Source organism: Afifella sp. IM 167 (assembly GCF_020144925.1).
Taxonomy (GTDB): domain Bacteria; phylum Pseudomonadota; class Alphaproteobacteria; order Rhizobiales; family Afifellaceae; genus Afifella.
In genome coordinates this window covers 68571-89251 of the sequence record NZ_NSLC01000011.1, presented here as the reverse complement: position 1 = coordinate 89251, position 20681 = coordinate 68571, and the positions used below count along the sequence as shown (strand labels likewise).

At 67.8% G+C, this 20681-nt stretch carries 17 protein-coding genes; 9 read left to right on the top strand and 8 right to left on the bottom strand.

The window, feature by feature from the left end:
- Positions 1-15 precede the first annotated feature (15 nt).
- From CLD20_RS18000 to CLD20_RS17970, 7 genes are read left to right on the top strand one after another with little or no spacing between them, the layout of a single operon-like run.
- The gene (locus tag CLD20_RS18000) at positions 16-1026 is read left to right on the top strand and encodes a TRAP transporter substrate-binding protein (RefSeq protein WP_224408054.1); all 1011 of its coding nucleotides are present in this window, start codon (positions 16-18) and stop codon (positions 1024-1026) included.
- On the top strand, positions 1007-1645 hold the full coding sequence (locus tag CLD20_RS17995) for a TRAP transporter small permease (RefSeq protein ID WP_224408053.1): 639 nt from the start codon (positions 1007-1009) through the stop codon (positions 1643-1645). Before CLD20_RS18000 ends, CLD20_RS17995 begins: the two co-directional genes overlap by 20 nt.
- Positions 1646-2929, top strand: coding sequence for a TRAP transporter large permease (locus CLD20_RS17990; RefSeq protein ID WP_224408052.1), 1284 nt, complete (start codon positions 1646-1648; stop codon positions 2927-2929).
- 49 nt (positions 2930-2978) lie between these two features.
- Positions 2979-4367 (top strand): MmgE/PrpD family protein, encoded by a 1389-nt coding sequence (locus tag CLD20_RS17985; RefSeq protein WP_224408051.1) that lies wholly within the window; start codon positions 2979-2981, stop codon positions 4365-4367.
- A gap of 12 nt (positions 4368-4379) precedes the next feature.
- The gene (locus CLD20_RS17980; RefSeq protein WP_224408050.1) at positions 4380-5600 is read left to right on the top strand and encodes a thiolase family protein; all 1221 of its coding nucleotides are present in this window, start codon (positions 4380-4382) and stop codon (positions 5598-5600) included.
- Positions 5597-6019, top strand: coding sequence for a Zn-ribbon domain-containing OB-fold protein (locus CLD20_RS17975; protein ID WP_224408049.1), 423 nt, complete (start codon positions 5597-5599; stop codon positions 6017-6019). Before CLD20_RS17980 ends, CLD20_RS17975 begins: the two co-directional genes overlap by 4 nt.
- Positions 6016-7659, top strand: a complete 1644-nt coding sequence (locus tag CLD20_RS17970; RefSeq protein WP_224408048.1) for a class I adenylate-forming enzyme family protein — start codon at positions 6016-6018, stop codon at positions 7657-7659. Before CLD20_RS17975 ends, CLD20_RS17970 begins: the two co-directional genes overlap by 4 nt.
- A 21-nt stretch (positions 7660-7680) precedes the next feature.
- On the opposite strand, the gene CLD20_RS17965 is transcribed toward CLD20_RS17970, so the two are convergent.
- Complete coding sequence (locus CLD20_RS17965) at positions 7681-8211, bottom strand: Lrp/AsnC family transcriptional regulator (protein WP_224408047.1); 531 nt, start codon at positions 8209-8211, stop codon at positions 7681-7683.
- Between the two features lie 61 nt (positions 8212-8272).
- On the opposite strand from CLD20_RS17965, the gene putA reads away from it, so the two are divergent.
- Both putA and CLD20_RS17955 read left to right on the top strand, forming a co-directional pair.
- Positions 8273-11776, top strand: a complete 3504-nt coding sequence (gene putA, locus CLD20_RS17960) for a bifunctional proline dehydrogenase/L-glutamate gamma-semialdehyde dehydrogenase PutA (RefSeq protein WP_224408046.1) — start codon at positions 8273-8275, stop codon at positions 11774-11776.
- 142 nt (positions 11777-11918) lie between these two features.
- On the top strand, positions 11919-13379 hold the full coding sequence (locus tag CLD20_RS17955; protein ID WP_224408045.1) for an AMP nucleosidase: 1461 nt from the start codon (positions 11919-11921) through the stop codon (positions 13377-13379).
- A gap of 67 nt (positions 13380-13446) precedes the next feature.
- On the opposite strand, the gene otnC is transcribed toward CLD20_RS17955, so the two are convergent.
- The 7 genes from otnC to CLD20_RS17920 all read right to left on the bottom strand — a co-directional run bounded on the left by otnC (position 13447) and on the right by CLD20_RS17920 (position 20631).
- Positions 13447-14085 (bottom strand): 3-oxo-tetronate 4-phosphate decarboxylase, encoded by a 639-nt coding sequence (gene otnC / locus CLD20_RS17950; protein WP_224408044.1) that lies wholly within the window; start codon positions 14083-14085, stop codon positions 13447-13449.
- Positions 14082-15350 (bottom strand): 3-oxo-tetronate kinase, encoded by a 1269-nt coding sequence (gene otnK / locus CLD20_RS17945; RefSeq protein WP_224408043.1) that lies wholly within the window; start codon positions 15348-15350, stop codon positions 14082-14084. Before otnK ends, otnC begins: the two co-directional genes overlap by 4 nt.
- Before the next feature lie 15 nt (positions 15351-15365).
- Positions 15366-16271, bottom strand: a complete 906-nt coding sequence (locus CLD20_RS17940; protein WP_224408042.1) for an SMP-30/gluconolactonase/LRE family protein — start codon at positions 16269-16271, stop codon at positions 15366-15368.
- Positions 16268-17011 carry an FCD domain-containing protein gene (locus CLD20_RS17935; RefSeq protein WP_224408041.1) on the bottom strand — a complete coding sequence of 248 codons (744 nt, stop codon included), beginning with the start codon at positions 17009-17011 and terminating at the stop codon, positions 16268-16270. Before CLD20_RS17935 ends, CLD20_RS17940 begins: the two co-directional genes overlap by 4 nt.
- Positions 17012-17045: 34 nt before the next feature.
- Positions 17046-17993 carry a 3-hydroxyacyl-CoA dehydrogenase gene (locus tag CLD20_RS17930; protein ID WP_224408040.1) on the bottom strand — a complete coding sequence of 316 codons (948 nt, stop codon included), beginning with the start codon at positions 17991-17993 and terminating at the stop codon, positions 17046-17048.
- Between the two features lie 86 nt (positions 17994-18079).
- The gene (locus CLD20_RS17925) at positions 18080-19114 is read right to left on the bottom strand and encodes an ABC transporter permease (protein ID WP_224408039.1); all 1035 of its coding nucleotides are present in this window, start codon (positions 19112-19114) and stop codon (positions 18080-18082) included.
- On the bottom strand, positions 19111-20631 hold the full coding sequence (locus CLD20_RS17920) for a sugar ABC transporter ATP-binding protein (protein WP_224408038.1): 1521 nt from the start codon (positions 20629-20631) through the stop codon (positions 19111-19113). Before CLD20_RS17920 ends, CLD20_RS17925 begins: the two co-directional genes overlap by 4 nt.
- Between the last annotated feature and the right edge of the window lie 50 nt (positions 20632-20681).

The window sequence follows — 20681 nt, the reverse complement described above, 5'->3', positions numbered from 1 at the left end:
ACCTAGGGGAACACAATGAAAAGCCACCTTGCGACCCTTCTTGCTTCGGCCATGGCCTTGGCAATCGCCTGCGGCACCGGCACCGGCACGGCCGATGCCAAGACCTTGCGTCTCGGCACCACGACGGCGCCGAACCATCCACAGACCGAAGCCTTCGCCGACATGGCCGAGCGCGCAAAGGCGAAGACGAACGGCGAGCTCGACATCCAGATCTTCCCCGCCGGCCAGCTCGGCGCGGCGCCGGCGCAGATGGAATCTGTGATGACCGGCAGCCAGGACATGTTCGGCGGAACGGCGGTCTTTGCCGGCGGCTACGAGGATAACTGGCGTATCCTGTCGGTCTATTTCCTCTTCACCTCGGCCGACCACATCGCCAAATTCGCCAAGAGCGACGTCTTCGAGGAGATGAACCAGAAGCTCATCGACGCAACGGGCGTGCGCGCCCTGTCGCTGGCGGCGGTGCGCGGTCCGAGCACCTTCATCTCCAAGGAGCCGATCCGCACGGTGGAGGACATGCAGGGCAAGAAGGTCCGCATCCCCTCCGTGGAGGGCTATGCGCGTTCGCTGGAGGCGCTCGGCGCGGTGCCGACGCCCGTCGCCTGGACGGAAACCTACCTCGCCTTCTCGCAGGGCATCATCGACGTCGTCCAGTCGAGCATGTCGGGCATCGAATCGGAGCGCTTCACCGATTCCGGCAAGTACATCCTCAACACCGGCCACAACTGGGAGCCGACCGGCCTTTTCATCAACGAGCAGGTCTATGAGAGCCTGAGCGACGAGGAGAAGACCGCTCTCAGCGAGGCGGTCACGGAGGCCAATGCGGCCGCCTGGGTAAAGGCCGAGAAGGGCGAAGAGGAACTGCGCAAGACGCTGGAATCGCGCGGCGCCGAGATCATCGACGCCGACCCGGCGCCCTTCCGCCAGAAGATCATCGACAACCTCGGCCCGAAGCTGGAAGCGGAAGGCTTCTGGAACATTCCCGATCTTTACCAGAGGATCGTGGCGCTTGACTCCGAAACGAACTGACGCGGCGGGCGCGGGCCATCCGGTCCGCGCCATCGCGACCCCCTTTCGGGTCCTGCTGCGCCGGTTCGTCGATCTGAGCGAGGTTGTCGAGACGGCGTTCTGCATGGTCTGCATCGTCGCGATCCTGTGCCTCGTCAGCTTCAACGTGGTGATGCGCTACGGCCTGGGGGCGCCGGTCGCCTGGACGCATGAAGTCATCATGTATCTGTTCACCGCCCTCGTCCTGATCGGGATCGCCGTCGTCTTCCGGCGCGGGCGCCATCTGCAGCTGCGCGGCCTGGTGGTGGTTCTGCCTCCCGGCTGGCAGCGGATGCTGCGCATCGTCCTGTCGATCGTGCTGGCGCTGTTCTTCGCCTTCCTCATCCACGAGGCGATGGGCCTGCATACGCTCTACCGGCGCTTCTTCAGCCCGCTCAATCACATGCCGCGCTCGTGGATCTCGCTCGCGCTGCTCTGGTCGCTGATCTCCATGATGATCACCTCGATCCTGGTCTTTCTGGAGGAAACCTTCCTCGGCGAGACCGTGCCGATCACCATCGCGAACCGCTTCGGCTTTGCCGGCAGCCTGTCCCAGTCGGACGAGCTGGACGAGGCCCGCAAGCTGGAGATTGGCGACTAGATGGGCATGCTCATCCTCATCGGGACGCTCTGCGCCCTTCTGGTCGTCGGCTTCCCTATCGGCTTTTCCCTCATGCTCGCCGCGGGTGCCTACACGCTCCACGGCGGCTTCAATCCCTCCATCGTCATCGAGCGGTATCTCGGGACGATGGACAGCTTCACGTTTCTCGCCATCCCCTTCTTCCTGCTGGCGGCCAACGTGATGAACCAGATCGGCGTGACGGAGCGGATCTTCAATTTCGCCAACGCGCTGATGGGCCATTACCGGGGCGGCCTGGCGCAAGTGAACGTGCTCGCCAGTATGGTCTTCGCCGGCATGTCCGGCTCCAATTCCGCCGATGTCGCCGGCCTTGGCACGATCGAGACGCAGGCGATGCTGAAGCGGGGCTACGACCCCTCCTTCACCGCCGCGGTGACCGCCGCCTCCTCCACCATCGGGCCTATCATCCCGCCGAGTATCAGCATGGTCGTCTGGGCGGGGCTTGCCGGGGTTTCCGTCGGCCGGATGTTCGCCGGAGCCATCATTCCGGGCATCATCATGGGCGCTTCCATGATGGTGCTCATCCACGTCCTCGACCGCTTCGGCTTCGTCAGCTGCCCGCGGCGTTCGCGCGCCGGCATGCGCGAGCTGGGGGAGGCGCTGTGGCACGCTCTGCCGGCACTGGTCACCCCTGTCATCATCATCGGCGGCATCCTGGGCGGCGTGGTCACGCCGACGGAAGCGGGCGTGCTTGCCACCGTCTATGCTCTGGTGCTCGGCGTCTGCTATCGCCAGCTCCGCTTCGCCTCGCTGATCCGCGCCATCGACGACACCATCGTCGCCACCTGCTTCATCATGCTGATGGTCGCCGGCGCGCACGCCTTCGGCTGGGCGATCGCCATCGAGAAGCTGCCGGAGGCCTTCGCGGCGGTGCTCTTTTCCATCACGTCCAGCCCGTTCCTCATCCTGCTCATCCTCAACATCGGGCTCGCCATCTTCGGCATGCTGATTGAAGGGGTCGCCGCGCTCGTCATCGTCGCGCCGACGATGCTGGTTCTCGGAGCGCAGCTCGGCCTTGACCCGATCCATCTTGGCATCTTCGTCGACGTCAATCTGCTGATCGGCCTTCTCACGCCGCCGGTGGCGCCGAGCCTGTTCATCGCCGCCGCGATCGCCCGGGCGCCCTTCGGCGGCGTCGTGCGGGCGGTGCTGCCCTTCTACATCCCGCTCTTCGGCACGGTGCTCCTCGTCACCTATGTGCCGCAGACGGTGCTCTTCCTGCCCAACCTGATCTGGGGCCCTTGATGGTGGGCGAAGCTTTCGATCCGATCTTCAACCGGAGTGATCCATCCCGATGAACGTTCACGCTGGGGGCCTGCAGGACAGGGCCGTCACCAAGGCGCTCGCCGACTTCCTCGTCGGCATCGAACTTGAGAATGTGCCGCGCAAGGCCCGCGACGATGCCGCCGTCATGGTGCTCGACCTCCTCGGCTGTGCCTTCGGCGCCCTTCGCACCGAAGAAGCCCGTATCGCCGCCGAGGTTTTCGGCGCGCTCGGAGGAACGGCGGAAAGCTCGGCCTGGGGTCTCGGCTTTCGCACCTCCTGCACCAATGCGGCCTATCTCAACGGCCTGATCGCGCATGTGATCGAGCTCGACGATACGCACCGGCCCTCCATCACCCATGTCGGCGCCGCCGTCGTTCCCGCCGCCATCGCCATTGCCGAGCGCGAGAAGGCGAGCGGGGCGGACTTTCTGCGCGCCATCATCGTCGGCTACGAGGCGTGCCTGCGCATCGCCAACGCCGTGCAGCCGGACCATTGGCGCAGGGGCTTTCTCAGCATGGGCACCTGCGGCACCTTCGGCGCGGCGGCCGCCGCAGGTGCGCTGCTCGGTTTCGACAGCGAGCGCATGCGCGACGCCCTTGGCCTGGCAGGCGTGCAGGCGGCCGGCATCAACAGTTCGATCTATGGCGACGGCGACATGGGAAAGCGGCTCTGTCCGGGCCATGCGGCGAGCGCCGGCGTCCTCGCCGCGCTTCTCGCCGCCAGGGGCTTCACCGGCAGCCGCAACGTGATCGAGCAGCCCAAGGGGTTCTGCGAGAGCTTTTCCGGCGACTACGATCTCTCCCTGGTGACGGAAAATATGGGCGAGGTGTGGGAAGTCTCGCGCACCAGTCTGAAGCCCTATTCCTGCTGCCGCTACAACCACGCGCCGATCGACGGCTTCCTGGATATTCTCGCCGCCGAAGACCTTGAGCCGCAGGACATCGCCTCTGTCGTGATCACCACCTACGGCATCGCCGTCGACGGGCGGCCGCACCGCACCAGGCCGCAGAGCCTCTTCGACGCCAAGATGAGCATCCCCTTCAGTCTGGCGGTCGCAGCTTTCAAGCGCAAAGTGGGCGAATCGGACTTCACCGAGGATCTGGTCGCGCGCCCCGACCTTCAGGCCTTCGCCGAACGGGTGAAAGTGCAGGCGGATGACGGCATGACGGCGCGCTTCCCTCAGGAATGGCCGGCCCATGTCACGGTGAGCGCTGCCGATGGCCGCAGCTTCGAGCGCCTCGTTCCCTTCCCGAAGGGCGAGCCGGAGGCGCCGATGAGCCGCGCCGAGATCGAGGGCAAGTTTGCCGATCTTTCGTCGGCGGCGCTGGGCGACAGCCGCGTCGACGACATCATCGACGAGATCAACGGCATCGAAGGGGCCGCCTCGCTCGACAGGCTCGTGGCGCTGATCGGATAGCAGGCAGAAACGATGAGCCAGTCCCCCTCCACGTCCCGCGCGCCCGCGCGCCCCGTCTCCGATCGCGCTGTCTCCGATCGCGCCGTCTCCGATCGCATCGGCATCATCGGCTATGGCAGTTCGGCCTATGAGAAGAGCCCGAGCCGCTCGGAGGCCGGCTATATGGCCGAAGCCGCGCGTGCGGCGCTCGCAAGTGCCGGGCTCGAGCGTTCGGCGGTCGACGGAATTTCCGTCAGCTCCACGACGCTGCCGCCCGACAATGCGGTGACGCTGGCGGAGACTTTCGGCCTTTCCGTCTCCTGGGCGAGCATTGGCAATGCCGGAGGCGCCGGCGCCGTCGTCAACGTGTTCGACGCCGTCCACGCCATCGAGGCCGGGCGGGCGAGCCATGTCCTCTGCCTGGCCGGTGCCGCGCAGGACGGCGCCTTCTTCCGTGGAAGGATCGGGCGCTTCAACGGCTCCATCGGCGACTATCTGGCGCCGCACGGCTTCGGCGGCATGAACGGCCTTTTCGGCATCATCCAGCGCAAGCACATGCAGACCTACGGCACCAAGCGCGAGCAGCTCGGCCGCATCGCCGTCGACCAGCGCGCCAATGCGCGGCGGAACGAGGCGGCGCTCCTGCGCAAGGAAATGACCCTTGAGGACTATCTCACGGCGCCGCTGATCGCCGACCCGATCCGCCTTTTCGACTGCGTCATGCCCTGTTCGGGCGCCGAAGCGATCCTCGTCGGACCGCTTGAGGAGGCGCCTTCCGGCAAGGCTGTGGCGGTTCGGGCGGCCGCGGAGCGTCACAACCACCCCCTCGGCGAGGTGAGCCCGCTCAGGGGCGGCTGGGAAGTCTTCCGCGACGACCTTTACGAAACGGCGGGCTTCGGCCCCGGGGACCTCGATTTCGTCCAGGCCTATGACGACTACCCGATCATGGTGGCGATCCAGCTGGAGGATCTGGGCTTCTGCGCCAAGGGCGAGATCGGCCCCTTTCTCGCCGAACGGCGCATGACCTTCGACGGCGACCTGCCGCTCAACACCGGGGGCGGCCAGCTCTCCTGCGGCCAGACCGGCGGCGGCGGCGGCATGATCGGCCTCACCGAGGCCGTCCGCCAGCTGCGCGGCGAGGGCGGCGCGCGCCAGGTCGCCGGGGCGCGGCGCGGCCTCGTTTCCGGCTACGGCATGGTCGCCTACGGCCACGGCCTTTCGGCAAGCGCCATGATCCTGGAGCGCGCGCAATGACCAACGAAGTGAGCGCCGCCTATCCCGAGGCGCGTGTGACGCCCGACAATGCGCCCATGCTGAAGCGCTGGCGGGAGGCGGGCGAGCTTGTGCTGCAGCACTGCGAAGGCTGCGGCAAGGCTGTCTTCTATCCGCGCCCGGTCTGCCCCCATTGCTGGTCGGACCGGCTCGTCTGGCGGCCGGCGAGCGGCAAGGGCACCGTCGTCTCCTTCTCCGTGATCCATCGCGGCTTGCCCGCGCCCTTCGATGCCGAGGCGCCGATCGGCCTTGCCGAGATCGCTCTGGAGGAGGGAATCTCGATGATCGCCCGGGTTCTCGTGGCGGACGGCGAGGAGCTTGAGAGCGGGGCAGGCGTCGCCCTTGTGGGCAAGGCCGACGCTGCCCGCTTTCCGCTGCCGACCTTCCGGATCGCGCGATGAGCAAAGCCGAGGCCGCGCGTCGCGCCGCCATCCTGGAGGCGCTGGGCCGGAAGAGGCGCGAGGTCGAGGAAACGCCCCTGCCGGCCAATCTCGGCGCGCTCCTCGATCGGGCGGTGGAGCGCTACCGCGACCGGGTCTGCTGGCTCTCCATCGAAGACGGCGAGAGCCTGACCTTCGGCGCATTCGGAGAACAGGTGGCACGCTGCGCCGCCGCACTGCGCCGCCTCGGCGTTGCACGCGGCACCCAAGTCGGCGTGATGCTTCCGAGCGTGCCGGCGGTCGCCATCACCTGGATGGCGCTTGCACGTCTCGGCGCCGTCATGATCCCGATCAACACGCGCTACACGCAGCGCGAGCTCGACCATGTGCTGACCGGCGGCCGCGCCGAGCTCCTCGTCATCGACGCGGCGCATCGCGATCTGCTGGAGCGCGAGGGCGAGGCTTTTCCGTTGCCGCTGGGGCGCGTGGTGGTGCATGGCGCCGCCGTTTCAGGGACGGCGGGCGAATGGCATCAGCTCGTTTCGGCGTCGGAGCCGCTCGCCGAGAACCCGCAGGTCGACCTCGACGAGGTCATGACCCTGCAGTTCACCTCAGGTTCGACGGGGGCACCCAAGGCCTGCGTGCTCCCCCATCGCTACTGGCTGGTGCTCGCGCTGACGCGGCTTCATCAGGGACCGCCGATCGGCCGGCTGCTGCATGACATGCCGTTCCACTACATGGGCGGCCAGTGGCGCTTCCTCATGGCGCTCTGGGGCGGCATCACCGCCTGCGTCGCCCCGCGCCCGAGCCTGACGCGCATGCTCGACCGGCTGCTCGCCCATCGCATCGAGTTCTGCAGCGTGACGCCGGCGCTCGCCAAGCAGCCGCTCGCCCCCCGGCGGGGCGATCTTTCCCTGGCCTGGGCTGGCACCATGGCCATGCCGAAGCATCTGTGCGCCGACGTCGAGGAGCGCCTCGGCGGCGCGCCGGTGCGCGAGATGTACGGGACGACGGAGACCGGTGCCGCCGTGGCGATGCCCTACGAGGTCGACTGGATGGAAGGAAGCTGCGGCCTCGCCGTGCCCTTTCGGGACCTGAAGCTGGTCGATGCCGAGGGCAACGAGGTGCGCGACGGCACGCCCGGCGAACTCTGGATCGCCGGGCCCGGCGTGATGCAGGGCTATTTCGCCAACGAGGAAGCGACGCGCGCCGCCTTCTGTGGCGCGTGGTTCCGCTCGGGCGACCTGTTCGTGCGCGACCGCGACGGCTTCATGACGATGCTCGGGCGGATCAAGGACGTCATACGGCGCAGCGGCGAGAACATTTCCGCCAGCGAGGTGGAAAGCGTGCTCATGTCGCTGCCCCAGGTGGAGGAGGCCGCCGCCGTGGGCGTGCCGGACGATCTGCGCGGCGAGGAGGTGATGGCCTGCCTGAAGCTCGCGCCGGGCGTGGCGCCCGCCGATCTGCCGGCCGAGACCGTCGTCGACTGGTGCCGCAAGCAGCTCGCGCCCTTCAAGGTGCCGCGCTACGTCGCCTATCTTCCCGAGCTGCCGAAGACGCCCTCCGGCAAGATCGCCAAGAAGGCCGTGCTGCCCGCCCTCGCGGCGAACGGCATCGAGACCTGGGACGCTGCCGCGCCCTCCCTGTCGGCCCTGACCTGAGGGAGGCGAAAGCCGCGCCGTTCAGGGGATCGGCGACACCGCGTCGTCCTTGACCGCCTCCATGACGACATAGGTCGAGGTCGAGGCGATGTTCGGCAGGGCGGAGATCACTTCGGCGAGCACGCGGCGGTATTCCACCATGTCGGCGGTACGCACCTTGAGGAGATAGTCGAAGCCGCCGGCGATCATGTGGCACTCCTCGATCTCCGGCACCTGGCGGGCCGCCTTGTTGAAGGCCTTGAGGGCGCTCTCGCGCGTGTCGGTAAGGCGCACCTCGACGAAGGCGAGATGCTCCAGGCCGAGTTTGCGCGACGACAGCATCGCCCGGTAGCCGTGGATCACGCCGCTTTGTTCCAGTCGCCGCACGCGCGCCTGCACCGGCGTCTTGGAAAGGCCGACGGCCGCGGCGAGCTTCGACAGGGAGATGCGGCCATCGGCCGAAAGGGCCCGCAGGATGGCGCGGTCCGTACGGTCGAGCCGCGTTGGATCGAATGCCCTGTTCTTGTCCTCGATTTTGGGCGAATTCTCTGTCGAGTCCCCAACATTGGTCATTTCGGCTGCCCTGACTCCGATAGAACGGTTCAATTGGGCTAGTTATCAGGCATGGCGCGAAATGGATCAACTTTCTATCCTCGATGAAGGCAAGACGGCTGATGAAGCCGCACTCGTTGCAAGGCTGCGCGAAGAGGCCGGCTTCGAGGCCGGCACGCAGCGGGCGATCTCGGAGCGGGCGACCGAGTTGGTCCGCCGCATCCGCGAGGGCGCGCGCCCCGGCCTGATGGAGGTCTTCCTCGCCGAATACGGTCTGGCGAGCGAGGAGGGGATCGCCCTGATGTGCCTGGCCGAGGCGCTCCTGCGCGTGCCGGACGCGCCGACACAGGACCGCCTGATCGCCGACAAGATCGTGCCGACGGACTGGCGAAAGCATCTCGGCCGCTCGCCCTCGCGCATCGTCAACGCGGCGACGCGCGCGCTCCTGCTCGTTCAGGCGATCCTGCGGGAAGACGAGGAAGAAGAAGGCTCGCTCAGGCCGGCGCTTCGCTCCCTCGCAAGGCCCGCGATCCGTCTCGGCGCAAGGCGGGCGATGCAGGAGATGGGCCGGCAGTTCGTCCTCGGCGAGACGATCGAAGGGGCTCTTCGCCGTGCAAGCCGGCAGGAGGCAAGGGGCTACACCTACTCCTACGACATGCTCGGCGAGGCGGCGCTGACCGCCCGCGATGCGGCGCGCTACCGGCAGAGCTATGCCGCGGCCATCGACGCCATCGGCGGGCACGCCGCGGCGCGCGACTTCCGCGCCAATCCGGGCATCTCCGTCAAGCTCTCGGCCCTGCATCCGCGCTACGAGGTGGCAAAGTCCGGCCGGGTCATGGCCGAGCTCGTGCCGGTCCTGCGGGACCTGGCGCGCCAGGCCGCCCGCGCCCGAATGAACTTCACCATCGACGCGGAGGAGGCCGATCGGCTCACCCTGTCGCTGGAGGTGATCGAGGCCGTGCTGGCCGATCCCGAGCTTGCCGGCTGGGACGGCTTCGGCGTCGTCGTCCAGGCCTACGGGCGCCGGGCCGGTGGCGCGATCGAGGCGCTTTACGGGCTTGCCGAAAGCCTCGACCGGCGCCTTGCCGTGCGCCTCGTCAAGGGCGCCTACTGGGATACCGAGATCAAGCGCGCCCAGGTGAAGGGCCTCGACAGCTTTCCGGTCTTCACCGCCAAGGCGGCGACGGATGTGAGCTATCTGGCGAATGCGCGAAAGCTCCTCGCCATGACGGGCCGGATCTACCCGCAATTCGCCACCCACAACGCCCACACCGTCGCGGCCGTGCTCGACATGGCACAGGGCCTGCCGCGCGAGGCCTTCGAGCTGCAGCGCCTGCACGGCATGGGCGAGCGCCTGCACGATATCGTGCTTGCGGAAGAAAACGTCCGCTGCCGCATCTATGCGCCGGTGGGCGCCTATCGCGAGCTCCTCGCCTATCTGGTGCGCCGGCTTCTGGAAAACGGCGCCAATTCCTCCTTCGTCAACAAGCTGGCCGACGAGAAGGTCGCGCCGGAGGCGGTGGTGGGCTGCCCCTTCGCCGAACTCGACCGGGGCGCGGCGAATGCGGGACGGGGGATTGCGACTGGCACCAGCCTCTTCCAGCCGGAGCGGCGTAATTCGGCCGGGTTCGACATCAGCCACGGCCCGACCCTTGCCCGGATCTTCGCCGCGCGCGATGTGGCGCCTCCCGTCGAGGCGGCGCCGCTGATCGCCGGTTCGGTGACGGGCGGCGAAAGCGAAATGTCCCTCGATCCCGCGACCGGGGCGCCGGTCGGCCGGGTGACGAACGCCAGCGCGGCCGATGTCGAGACGGCGCTGGCGGCGGCACGGGCTTTTGCGGCATCCGCGGCCGAACGGGCGGCGATCCTCGCCCGCGCAGCGGATCTCTACGAAGAGGAATTCGGCACCTTCTTCGCGCTTCTCGCGCGGGAGGCCGGCAAGACGCTCGCCGATGCCGTCGGCGAGCTGCGCGAGGCCGTCGATTTCCTCCGCTATTATGCGGCCGGCGCGGCGGCGCTCGCCGATCCGCCGCGCGGCGTCTTCGCCTGCATCAGCCCGTGGAATTTTCCACTCGCCATCTTCACCGGGCAGGTCGCCGCCGCGCTTGCAGCCGGCAACGGCGTCATCGCCAAGCCGGCGGAGCAGACGCCGCTGATCGCTGCGCATGCCGTGCGTCTCCTGCACAGGGCTGGCGTGCCGCGAGACGCCCTGCAGCTCCTGCCCGGCCCGGGTTCCGTCATCGGCGCGGCGATCACCTCGGATGTGCGTATTGCCGGCGTCGCCTTCACCGGCTCGACGGAGACGGCGCGCCTCATCCGCAGCGCCATGGCCGAGCATCTTGCCGCCGATGCGCCGCTCATCGCTGAGACCGGCGGGCTCAACGCCATGCTCGTCGACAGCACCTCTCTTCCCGAACAGGCGATCCGCGACATCGTCGCCTCCGCCTTCCAGTCGGCCGGCCAGCGCTGCTCGGCGCTGCGCTGTCTGTATGTTCAGGAGGATGTCGCTGACGACCTGATCGCCATGCTGGAAGGCGCGATGGACGAGCTCGCGCTCGGCGATCCCTGGCACTTGAGCAACGACGTCGGGCCGCTGATCGATCACGAGGCCGAGCGCGACATCGCCGCCTATGTGGAGACGGCGCGGCACGAGGGACGCCTGATCCGGCAGATCGGGGCGCCGGAAGGCGGCGCCTTCCTCGGTCCCGCCCTCATCCGTGTCGGCGGCATCGCCGATCTGGAACGCGAGATCTTCGGCCCGGTGCTGCATGTGGCGACCTACAGGGCAAGCGAGATCGACGCCGTCGTGGCGGCCGTCAACGCCACCGGCTACGGGCTCACTTTCGGCCTGCATACGCGGCTCAACGACCGCGTCGGCGCGGTCGCAGGAAAGGTCGCCGCCGGCAATCTTTATGTGAACCGCAACCAGATCGGCGCGGTGGTCGGCAGCCAGCCCTTCGGCGGCGAGGGGCTCTCGGGCACCGGGCCGAAGGCCGGTGGCCCCAATTATCTGCGCCGCTTCACCCGCCCGGATTCCCCTGCGCCGGGCATTGGCTGGGAAAGGCCGGCCGATCTGGCGAGCCTTGCGGCGGCGCTTGTCGCGGCACCGCGCGGGCGGACGATCTCCGCGACCGAGATGCCCGGCCCGACGGGCGAGCTCAACCGCCTGACGCTTGTCGCCCGCGCGCCGCTCCTCTGCCTCGGCCCGGGGGAGGCGGCCTCCGCCCGGCAGGTGGAGGCCGTGAAGGCGCTGGGCGGCGAGGCGGTCGCCGCCGATGGCGGGGTCGAGCCCGAGGCCCTTCTCGGCCTTGCGGGCTTTTCGGGCGCGCTGTGGTGGGGCGATGAAGAACGCGCGAAGGCCTATGCGCGGGCGCTTGCACGGCGGGAAGGTCCGATCCTGCCCCTCATCCGCTCGCTTCCCGACATCGCCCATGTCGCGCATGAGCGGCATCTGTGCATCGACACCACCGCCGCCGGCGGCAACACGCAACTCCTCGCCCAGGCCGAGCTGGCCGCAAGGCCGGCCGAGGCGTCGCCGCGGCGTTTGCCGCAGGCGGCGGGCGGGTTGCCGCAGGAGGCCTCGTAGGGGCCTTTCCGGCCGGCTGGCGGCCGATCCGCAGGCGGCATAGGACCCGTTGTGGGGTTGGCCGGCCTGCCCGAATGGCGTAGCTCTTCTTGCGCGTCCAGAAGGCAGGGCGAAGACGCGCCTGGGGACGCAAGGGGGCTTCATGCAGCCGGCAGAGACAGAAGCGTCTCGAAGCGTGGAGGAGGCACTCGACCGCATCGAGGCGCTCTACGACGACGCCCACCGGGCGCTGCGCGATGCGATCGACCGCTTTGCCCGCGACGGCACGCTCCCGGACCCGGCCGCGCGGGCGGCCGGTCTTTTCTGCTATCCCGAATTGCGCATCACCTGGGACGGCACCGAGCCGCGCAGTTTCAAGGCGCGCGCCTATGGCCGCTTCACCCGCCCGGGCGATTACGTGACGACCATCACCCGACCGCGGCTTTTCCGTTCCTATCTCGCCGAACAGCTCGGCCTTCTCGCCACCGACTGCGATCTTGCGATGAGTGTCGCGCCCTCCCGCCAGGAGATGCCGTTTTCCTATGTGCTGGAAGACGGGCACCTGGAGCTGGATCGCACGACGATGCAGGCGCTGGCGCGGTACCTGCCGACGACGGAGCTCTCCCTCATCGGCGATGAGGTCTCCGACGGGCTGTTCGTCGCCGGCAACGATCTTCCCCTGTCCCACTTCGATGCCTTGCGCACCGACTTCTCGCTGGCGCGACTGAAGCACTATACCGGCACGCCGCCGGAGCATCTCCAGTCCTTCATCCTCTTCACCAATTACAGCCGCTACGTCGACGAGTTCATCCACTGGGCGTGCGATCAGGTGCGCGACCCCCAGAGCGGCTACCAGGCGCTGTCCTGCGCCGGGGGCAGCATGGTCACCGCCGAGACGCCCGACCCGGAAACGGCGATTTCCAGCCTCGCCTGGAAGAAGCATCAGATGCCGGCCTACCATTTGATGGGGCCGAAAGGCCGCGGCGTCACGCTGGTCAATATCGGTGTCGGCCCCTCCAACGCGAAGACGATCTGCGATCACCTTGCGGTCCTGCGCCCGCATGCCTGGCTGATGATTGGCCATTGCGCCGGCGTCCGCGGCAGCCAGGCGATCGGCGATTATGTGCTCGCCCATGCCTATCTGCGCGATGACAACGTGCTCGACAGCGTGCTGCCGCCCGATATCCCGATCCCGAACATCGCCGAGGTGCAGCGCGCGCTCTATGACGCGACCAAGCAGGTCAGCGGCATGCATGGCGAGGAAGTGAAGCAGCGGCTGCGGACCGGCACCGTCGTCACCACCGACGACCGGAACTGGGAGCTGCGCTACACCGCCTCGGCCCAGCGCCTCAACCAGAGCCGGGCGGTCGCCGTCGACATGGAAAGCGCCACCATCGCCGCGCAGGGATATCGCTTCCGCGTTCCCTACGGCACGCTGCTATGCGTCTCCGACAAGCCCCTGCACGGCGAAATCAAGCTTCCGGGCCAGGCGAACCGCTTCTACGAGGGCGTGATCTCGCAGCATCTGCAGATCGGGCTGCGCGCTGTGGAGCTGCTGCGCCGGGAAGGCGACCGCCTGCATTCGCGCAAGCTGCGTGCCTTCGACGAGCCGCCCTTCCGCTGAGGCTTGTGTGGCTTTGGGCGTGGGAGTGTGCTGACGCGGACGGATGCGGCTTGCCGCCTAATCCAGCCTAGCCGCTGCCGAATCTCGCACGCAGCTCGTCGACCGCCGCCTCACTCAAAGGCGAGGTCCGCTCCGAGCGCAGAAGCAGGAAGATGCGCGCCGTCTCCTCCAGCTCCTCGGAGGCATAGACGGCATTGTCGAGGCTGGTTCCGGCGACGACCGGCCCATGATTGGCCAGAAGCACCGCATGGTGCCGTCCGGCGAGCTTGCCGACAGCCTTGGCCAGCTCCTCGTCGCCCGGAGGAAAGTAGCCGACCAGCGGCAGGCGCCCGACCCGCATGACGTAATAGGCCGTCAGCGGCGGCAGGCATGCATGCGGGTTGAGCCCGTCCATGCAGGAAACGGCGGCCGCATGGGTGGAGTGCAGGTGGACGACGGCGCGGGCCTCGCCGCGCTCCGCGTACATCACCCGGTGCAGGAAGGCCTCCTTGGTGGGCTTGTCGCCCGAAATGTGCCTGCCGTCCTTGTCGAGGCGCGAAAGGCGCGCCGGATCGAGCTCGCCGAGGGAGGAATTGGTCGGCGTGAGCAGCCAGCCGCCATCGTCCAGCATCACCGAGATATTTCCCGTGGAGCCGAAGGTGAGGCCGCGCTTGAACAGCGAGGCGCCGGCCAGGCAAATGCGCTCGCGAAGGGCCGCCTCGCTCATATCAGCTGCTCCCAGGCCTTGGTGAAGAAGTCTTCCGCCCCGAAGTTTCCCGATTTCAGGGCAAGGGCGATATCGACGCCGCGCAGATTGCGGGTCCAGGGAACGCCGGGATCGATCTCCGGCCCGATGGCGAGCAATCCGGCGTCGAGCGCCGTCACGACGGCCCCCGCGGTTTCGCCGCCCGCGACGATCATCCGGGTGAAGCCGCCGTCGGCGAGACCGCGCGCAAGGGCCGCGAAGACGTCCTCGAAGAGCGTGCCGGCCTTCTGCCGGCCGAGCTGGCGCTGCAACGCCTCGACGACGTCCGGATCGGCGCTCGAATAAAGGAGGACCGGCTTGTCCTGCGGCTGCGCCTTGGCCCAGGCGAGGGCCTCGGCGACGCCTTCTTCGCCGCGCTTGGCGATCTCGGGTGTGATCTGCAAGGCGGGGATGCCGGCGGCCTGCGCCGCCCGTACCTGGCCGCGGGTCGCCGTCGAGCAGGAACCGGCGAGGATCGCACGCCGGCCGGCCGGCGCTTCCATGGAAACGGGTGCGGGGGTGAGGTCCGGCAGCCATCCGGCCGCCCGATAGGCCTCGGGCAGTCCCATGCCGATGCCCGAGCCGCCGGTGATGAGCTTGTGGTCGAAGACCGCGGCGCCGATTTCCCGCAGGTGACGGTCCGTCAGCGTGTCGAGCACAATGAACGGCAGGTCCTTCTTGCGGGCTTCGGCAAGCGCCGCGCGGATCGCCGCGCTTCCCGCCTCGACGCTTTCGAAGCCGACATGGCCGACGCCCCTGTGCGTCTGGCGTTGCAGCACGCGGCGCAGATCGGAATCGCGCATCGGATTGAGGGGATGGTCCTTCATCGGGCTTTCCGCCAGCGGCACGCCGTTGACGAAGAGGTTGGCGCAATAGACCGTTCGCCCGGCGCGAGGGAAGGCGGGGCAGAAGACCGTCTGCGTCCCGCCGACGAAGTCGAGCAGGGCGTCCGCGACCGGACCGATATTGCCCTCGTCGGTGGAATCGAAGGTCGAGCAGTACTTGAAGAGGAGCTGCCGGGCCCCGAGCGCCGTCAGCGTCTCGGCCGCCTCAAGCGAGACTTTCACCGCCTGCTCGGCCGCAATGGAGCGGGATTTCAGCGCGATGACGAGCGCATCGACGTCGGAAAGGTCGAGATCCCGTGGCGGCAAGCCGGTCGACTGAACCGTCCGCAGTCCCTCCTTGGAGAGCATGAGGGAGAGGTCCGTCGCGCCCGTCAGGTCATCGGCGATGCATCCAAGGATCATGTCAATCTGCCCGCCTCACGGAACCTGGATCCCGCGCGTATTGAGATAGACCGCCCAGAGCGAGGTCTCCGCCGCGATGAAGAGGCGATCGCGATGCGGGCTGCCGAAGCAGAGGTTGGCGACGCATTCGGGGATGAGGATCTTGCCGATCAGGGTGCCGTCGGGGGCGAAGCAATGCACGCCGTCGGCCGCCGCCACCCAGAGATTGCCGCTCTCGTCGAGGCGCAGGCCGTCGGGCACGCCCGGATCGACCTCGCAGAAGACACCGCCGCCGGAAAGGCCGTCGCCGTCGACGTCGAAGACACGCACATGGTGCGGCCCGTTCGGGTCGTGCGAGCGGCCGCTGTCGGCGACGAAGAGCTTTTTCTCGTCGGCGGAGAAGACGAGGCCGTTCGGCTTGACGAAGTCCGTCGCGACGGCCTTCAGGCTGCCGTCCTTCGGATCGAAGCGATAGACGTGGCAGGCGCCGATCTCGCTGTCGGCCTTGTAGCCCTCGTAGTTGCTGAGGATGCCGTAGGGCGGGTCGGTGAACCACACCGTGTCGTCCGACTTGACCACCACGTCGTTGGGCGAATTGAGGCGCCTTCCCTCATAGGAATCGACGAGGGTCGTTACCGTGCCGTCGAGCTCGGTGCGGCTGACGCGCCGTCCCGCATGCTCGCAGGAGACCAGCCGGCCCTGCCTGTCGCGGGTGTTGCCGTTGGAAAAATGAGAGGGAAAACGGAACAGGGAGACCTCGCCGCTCGCCTCGTCCCACTTCATCATCCGGTTGTTGGGGATGTCGCTGAAGATGAGATGGCGCTGGTCGGCGAAATAGGTCGGCCCTTCGCCCCAGCGCAGTCCCTCGTAAAGCTTCTCGAGCCGGCAGACCGGAATGATCATCTCGGCGAAGCGTGGGTCGAGGCTTTCGAAATAGCTCATGGGCTTTGTCTCCCTTCCTTCTTCTTCTCGGCGCGCACCTTCCAGTAGAAGTTCTCGACGTCCTTCAGGTGCTTGCGCATCGCCACCTCCGCCTCGTCCGGCTTGCCGGCGGCGATCGCGTCGAAGATGCGCTGATGGCATTCGATCGCCGCATCGAGGGCTTCGAGGTTCTGCAACGAGGTGTGGCGCTGATCCTGCAGGAGCCCGAGCACGCTGTTGTAGAGCGCGGTGATCAGCGGATTGCGCGAGATACTGGCGATGGCGAAATGGAACTCGTCGTCGGTGCGGGCGAAGTCGGCGATGTCGTTTCGCGCCGCCCGGTTGCGCGCCATGCACTCGCCGAGCGTCTCAAGATCCTGCGGCGAGGCGTTCATCGCCGCTTCGCGGGCGAGCGCCACTTCCGCGAAGAGGCGCGTCTGCTGAAAGAGCTGCATGCCCTCCGGGCGCGAGGCCATCATCCGGGCGGCGCCCGACAGCTGCTCCAGGAGATCGGTCGGGTTGGGCTCCGTCACGCGCGTGCGCTCGCCGTTGGAAACGGCGACGAGCCCCTTCTTGTTGAGCCACAGCAGCGCTTCGCGCACCGCCGGCCGGCCGACGCCGTAGCGCTGCATCAGGTCGCGCTCGGAAGGCAGCGCATCGCCGACGCTCAGTTCGCCGGAGAAGATCATCTCCTCCAGGTTCTCGGCGATCTGGTCCGATAGCCGGTCGCGCTTCAGAACGAACTGGGTCCCAGTCTTCATCGATCCGCTCCTGAGATCGGAGCAGCGGCGGGTGTCACCCTCCCTGCTCCTGTGTCACCTGGCGTTTGGCCGCCACAACGCCGGCAAGGAACCGATCGCGCCATGCCCGCCTCTCCGGCAGGTTTTCGGCCGCGGTCCCCTGACGCAGCTGATCTTCGACCTGTGAGACGAGCGCCGGCCCCCATTCACGCGGATCGGCCTGCTCCTTCGCAAGCCCAAAGTACATGGGCCCGAGGTTCTTGCAGTACTCCGCCACGCCGTTCTGCGCATTGAGGTCGATCGTCTCGAACGGCCCCATGAAGAACCAGCGCAGGCCGAGCCCGTCGGACATGGCCTTGTCCACGTCGGCGACCGAGCAGATCCCGTCCTCCACCAGACGGAAGGCCTCGCCGAGGAGGGCGCTCTGCAGGCGGTTGACGACGAAGCCGTTGATCTCCCGCGACAGCTCGATCGGCGACTGGCCGACCTTCTGCATCATCTGCTTGGCGGCGGCGAGCGCTTCGGGCGCCGTCCAGGGCGCCGGCACGAGTTCCACCAGCGGGATGATGTGCGGCGGGTTGACCGGATGCACAACGAGACAGCGCTCACGATGCGCCAGGTTCTCGGTGAAATCGGAGGCCGGCAGGCCGGAGGTCGAGCTGCCGATCACCACCTCGGGCGCCGCCAGCGCGTCGAGCTCGGTATAGAGCGCGCGCTTGATCTCGATGCGCTCGGGGGCGCTCTCCTGAATATAGTCGGCGCCTTTCAGCGCTTCCGCCAGGCTCTCGGCCACCGTGATGCGGCCGACCATGGCCGCGACGTCTTCTTCGCTCCCCAGACCCTGTGCGGCGAGACTGGCGGCGGAGGCGCGGACGAATTCGGGCACGGCCGCGGCGGCCTGCGGCGAAGGATCATGCACGACGACATCGAGACCGGCGCGGGCGAAAACGAGGGCCCAGGAGGATCCGACGACACCGCAACCGACCACTGCAATACGAGACATCAATCAAGCTCCAATATTCTGGTTGGCGCCGCCAATGGGATGCCGGCAGGCGCATCCCATGGCGGCGGGGCGGCCGGCGGGCGCGCTCATGAGGACTGCACGGCGGCGGCCCGGCGCCGCGCTGCGGCGTAGACGGAGAGCGCCACCGCGATGACGAGGATGCCGCCGTTGAAGAGGTATTCGACGTAGAAGGCCGCGCCGAGCTGCTGCACGCCGGAGAAGGAGAAGGCGAGGATGAGGATCGCCAGCAGCGTGCCGCCGACATTGACCCGCCCCGGGCGGATGGAGGTGGCGCCGAGAAGGGCGCCGGCAAAGGCCGGCAGCAGGTATTCCGGGCCGACGGAGGGCGTTGCCGAGCGCAGGATGCTGCCGAGGAGGATGCCGCCGATGGCGCACAGCACGCCCGCGGTCGCAAACGTGCTCGTCACATAGCGCGGCACGTTGAGGCCGGTGAGCTCGGCGGCGCGCGGATTGGAGCCGATCACGTAGAGGCCCCGGCCGGCCGGCATGCGCTCCAGGACGAGCCACAGCACGAAGGCGACGGCGACGACGACGAGCGCGGGGATCGGTACCGGGCCGAGGCTGGAGGAGACCGCCGTATAGGAATCCGGCAGGTTGAAGCCGGGGATCTGCTGGCCGTCGGTGTACCAGTTGGAGATGCCGTAAAGCAGCGAGCCGACGCCCATCGTGGCGATGAAGGAATCGATCTTCAGGCGCGTCACCAGGATGCCATTGAGAAGGCCGACCGCCAGCCCGACGACCAGCACGATCGCCGCTGCGACCGGCCAGGGAATGTTGGAATTGACCTGCAGGCCGACGATCAGCACCTGGGCGAGGCCGACATGGTAGCCGATCGAAAGGTCGAAGCGTCCCGTGGTCAGCGGCATCATCACCGCGAGCGCCAGGAGCGCGGAGACCGACTGGCTGGTCAGAAGGTTGCCGATATTGCCGGCGCTCATGAAGGTCGTCGGGCGCAGGATCGAGAAGATCACCAGCACCAGCACGAAGATGACGGCCAGACCGTAATTCGCCGCGAAGCTGACGATGGATGCGGAAAAGGATTTGTTGCGGCTTGCTGACATCGTTCCTGCCGTCGCTGTGCCCGGGGTGGCGTCTTTCATGGGTGCTGCTCCGCCATCGCGGTCCCGGCGGGCGCGGCGCCCGCGGAGGAATGCGCGATGAGTGCGTGTACGGTGAGATCCTCGCCGGCGAGGCTCGACGAGATGCGTCCGCGGTTGACGATGAGGGCGCGGTCGCAGATGGCCGCGACCTCTTCCAGATCCGTGGAGATGACGATGAGGGCGAGCCCCTCCTTCGCCGCCTCGCGCAGCAGGTCGTAGATGGCGAGCTTGGCGCCGACATCGACCCCGGCGGTCGGCTCTTCCAGGATGGCGACCTTGGCGTCGGCCTTGAGCCAGCGCGCGATGCACACCTTCTGCTGGTTGCCGCCGCTCAGCCAGTCGATCAGCGAGTCGGGATTGCGCGGACGCACGTCGAAGTCCTCCAGGATCTTCTCCACGGCCTTGCGCTCGCTTGCCGGCGAGACCGGCTTCCATGGCGCGCGCTTTTCCAGCAGCGGATTGACGAAGAGGTTCTCGATCAGGCTCATCCCGGCGAAGGCGCTCTCGCCGGTGCGGTCGCCCGCCAGCAGGACGACGCCCGCCTTGATGCTGTCGCCGATGGAGCGTCCGGGTTTCAGCTCGGTGCCGTCCAGCCGGATGCGGCCGCTGTCGGGCTCGATGGCGCCGAAGATGGCGCGGCCGATGGCTTCCTGGCCGCCGCCGCGAAGCCCAACGAGGCCGACGACCTCGCCGGGGCTGACGGTGAAGCTGACGGGCCCCCGGCGCTGCACGACGAGATCCTCGACGGATAGGATCGGCGGCTTTGCGGCCTCGGGGCGGGCGTTGCTGTGCGAAAGGTCGACGGCACGGCCGAGCATCTGCTCCACCAGCCTGTCGGGATTGGTTTCCTCGATCGGCGTGACATGCACCCGCCGTCCGTCGCGGAAGACCGTGACCCGGTCGACGAGGCCGAAGAGCTCGTTGAGGCGGTGCGAGACGTAGATGATGCTGGTGCCGGCCGCCTTCAGCTGGCGCATGGCGGCGAAGAGGCGGTTGCTGTCGTTTTCCGGAAGGGCGGCCGTCGGCTCGTCGAGCACCAATACCTTCGGGGCATTGGCGAGCGTGCGCACGATGCCGAGAATGGCGCGCTCCGAGGTGCTGAGCGTTGCCACCAGCCGGTTCGGATCGAGGGGTTCCTCGTCCATGACGTCGTAGATCCGGCGCGCCTGGTCGTTGACGGCGCGCCAGTCGATGAGGCCGCCGCGCAGGGGATAGCCCGCGCCCAGCGCGATGTTCTCGCCGACGCTGAGGTCGTCGGCAAAGGCGAGATCCTGATGCACGAAGCCGATCGGCAGGTCTTCCTTGATCGGGTCGACGAGCTTGCCTTCCACCCGGATCTGCCCGGCATCCATGGTGTAGACGCCGGCAAGGATCTTGATCAGCGTCGACTTTCCGGCGCCGTTCTCGCCGATGAGGGCGTGAATCTCCCCGGGGCGCAGAGCGAAGTCGGCATTGTCGAGGGCGAGCGCGCCGTAGAAGCGCTTGTTCAGCCCTTTGATGGAGAGAACGTGGTCCACAATCCGCTCACTTTGCCGCTTGAATCAGGCGACGCTTGAACATTGGCGCA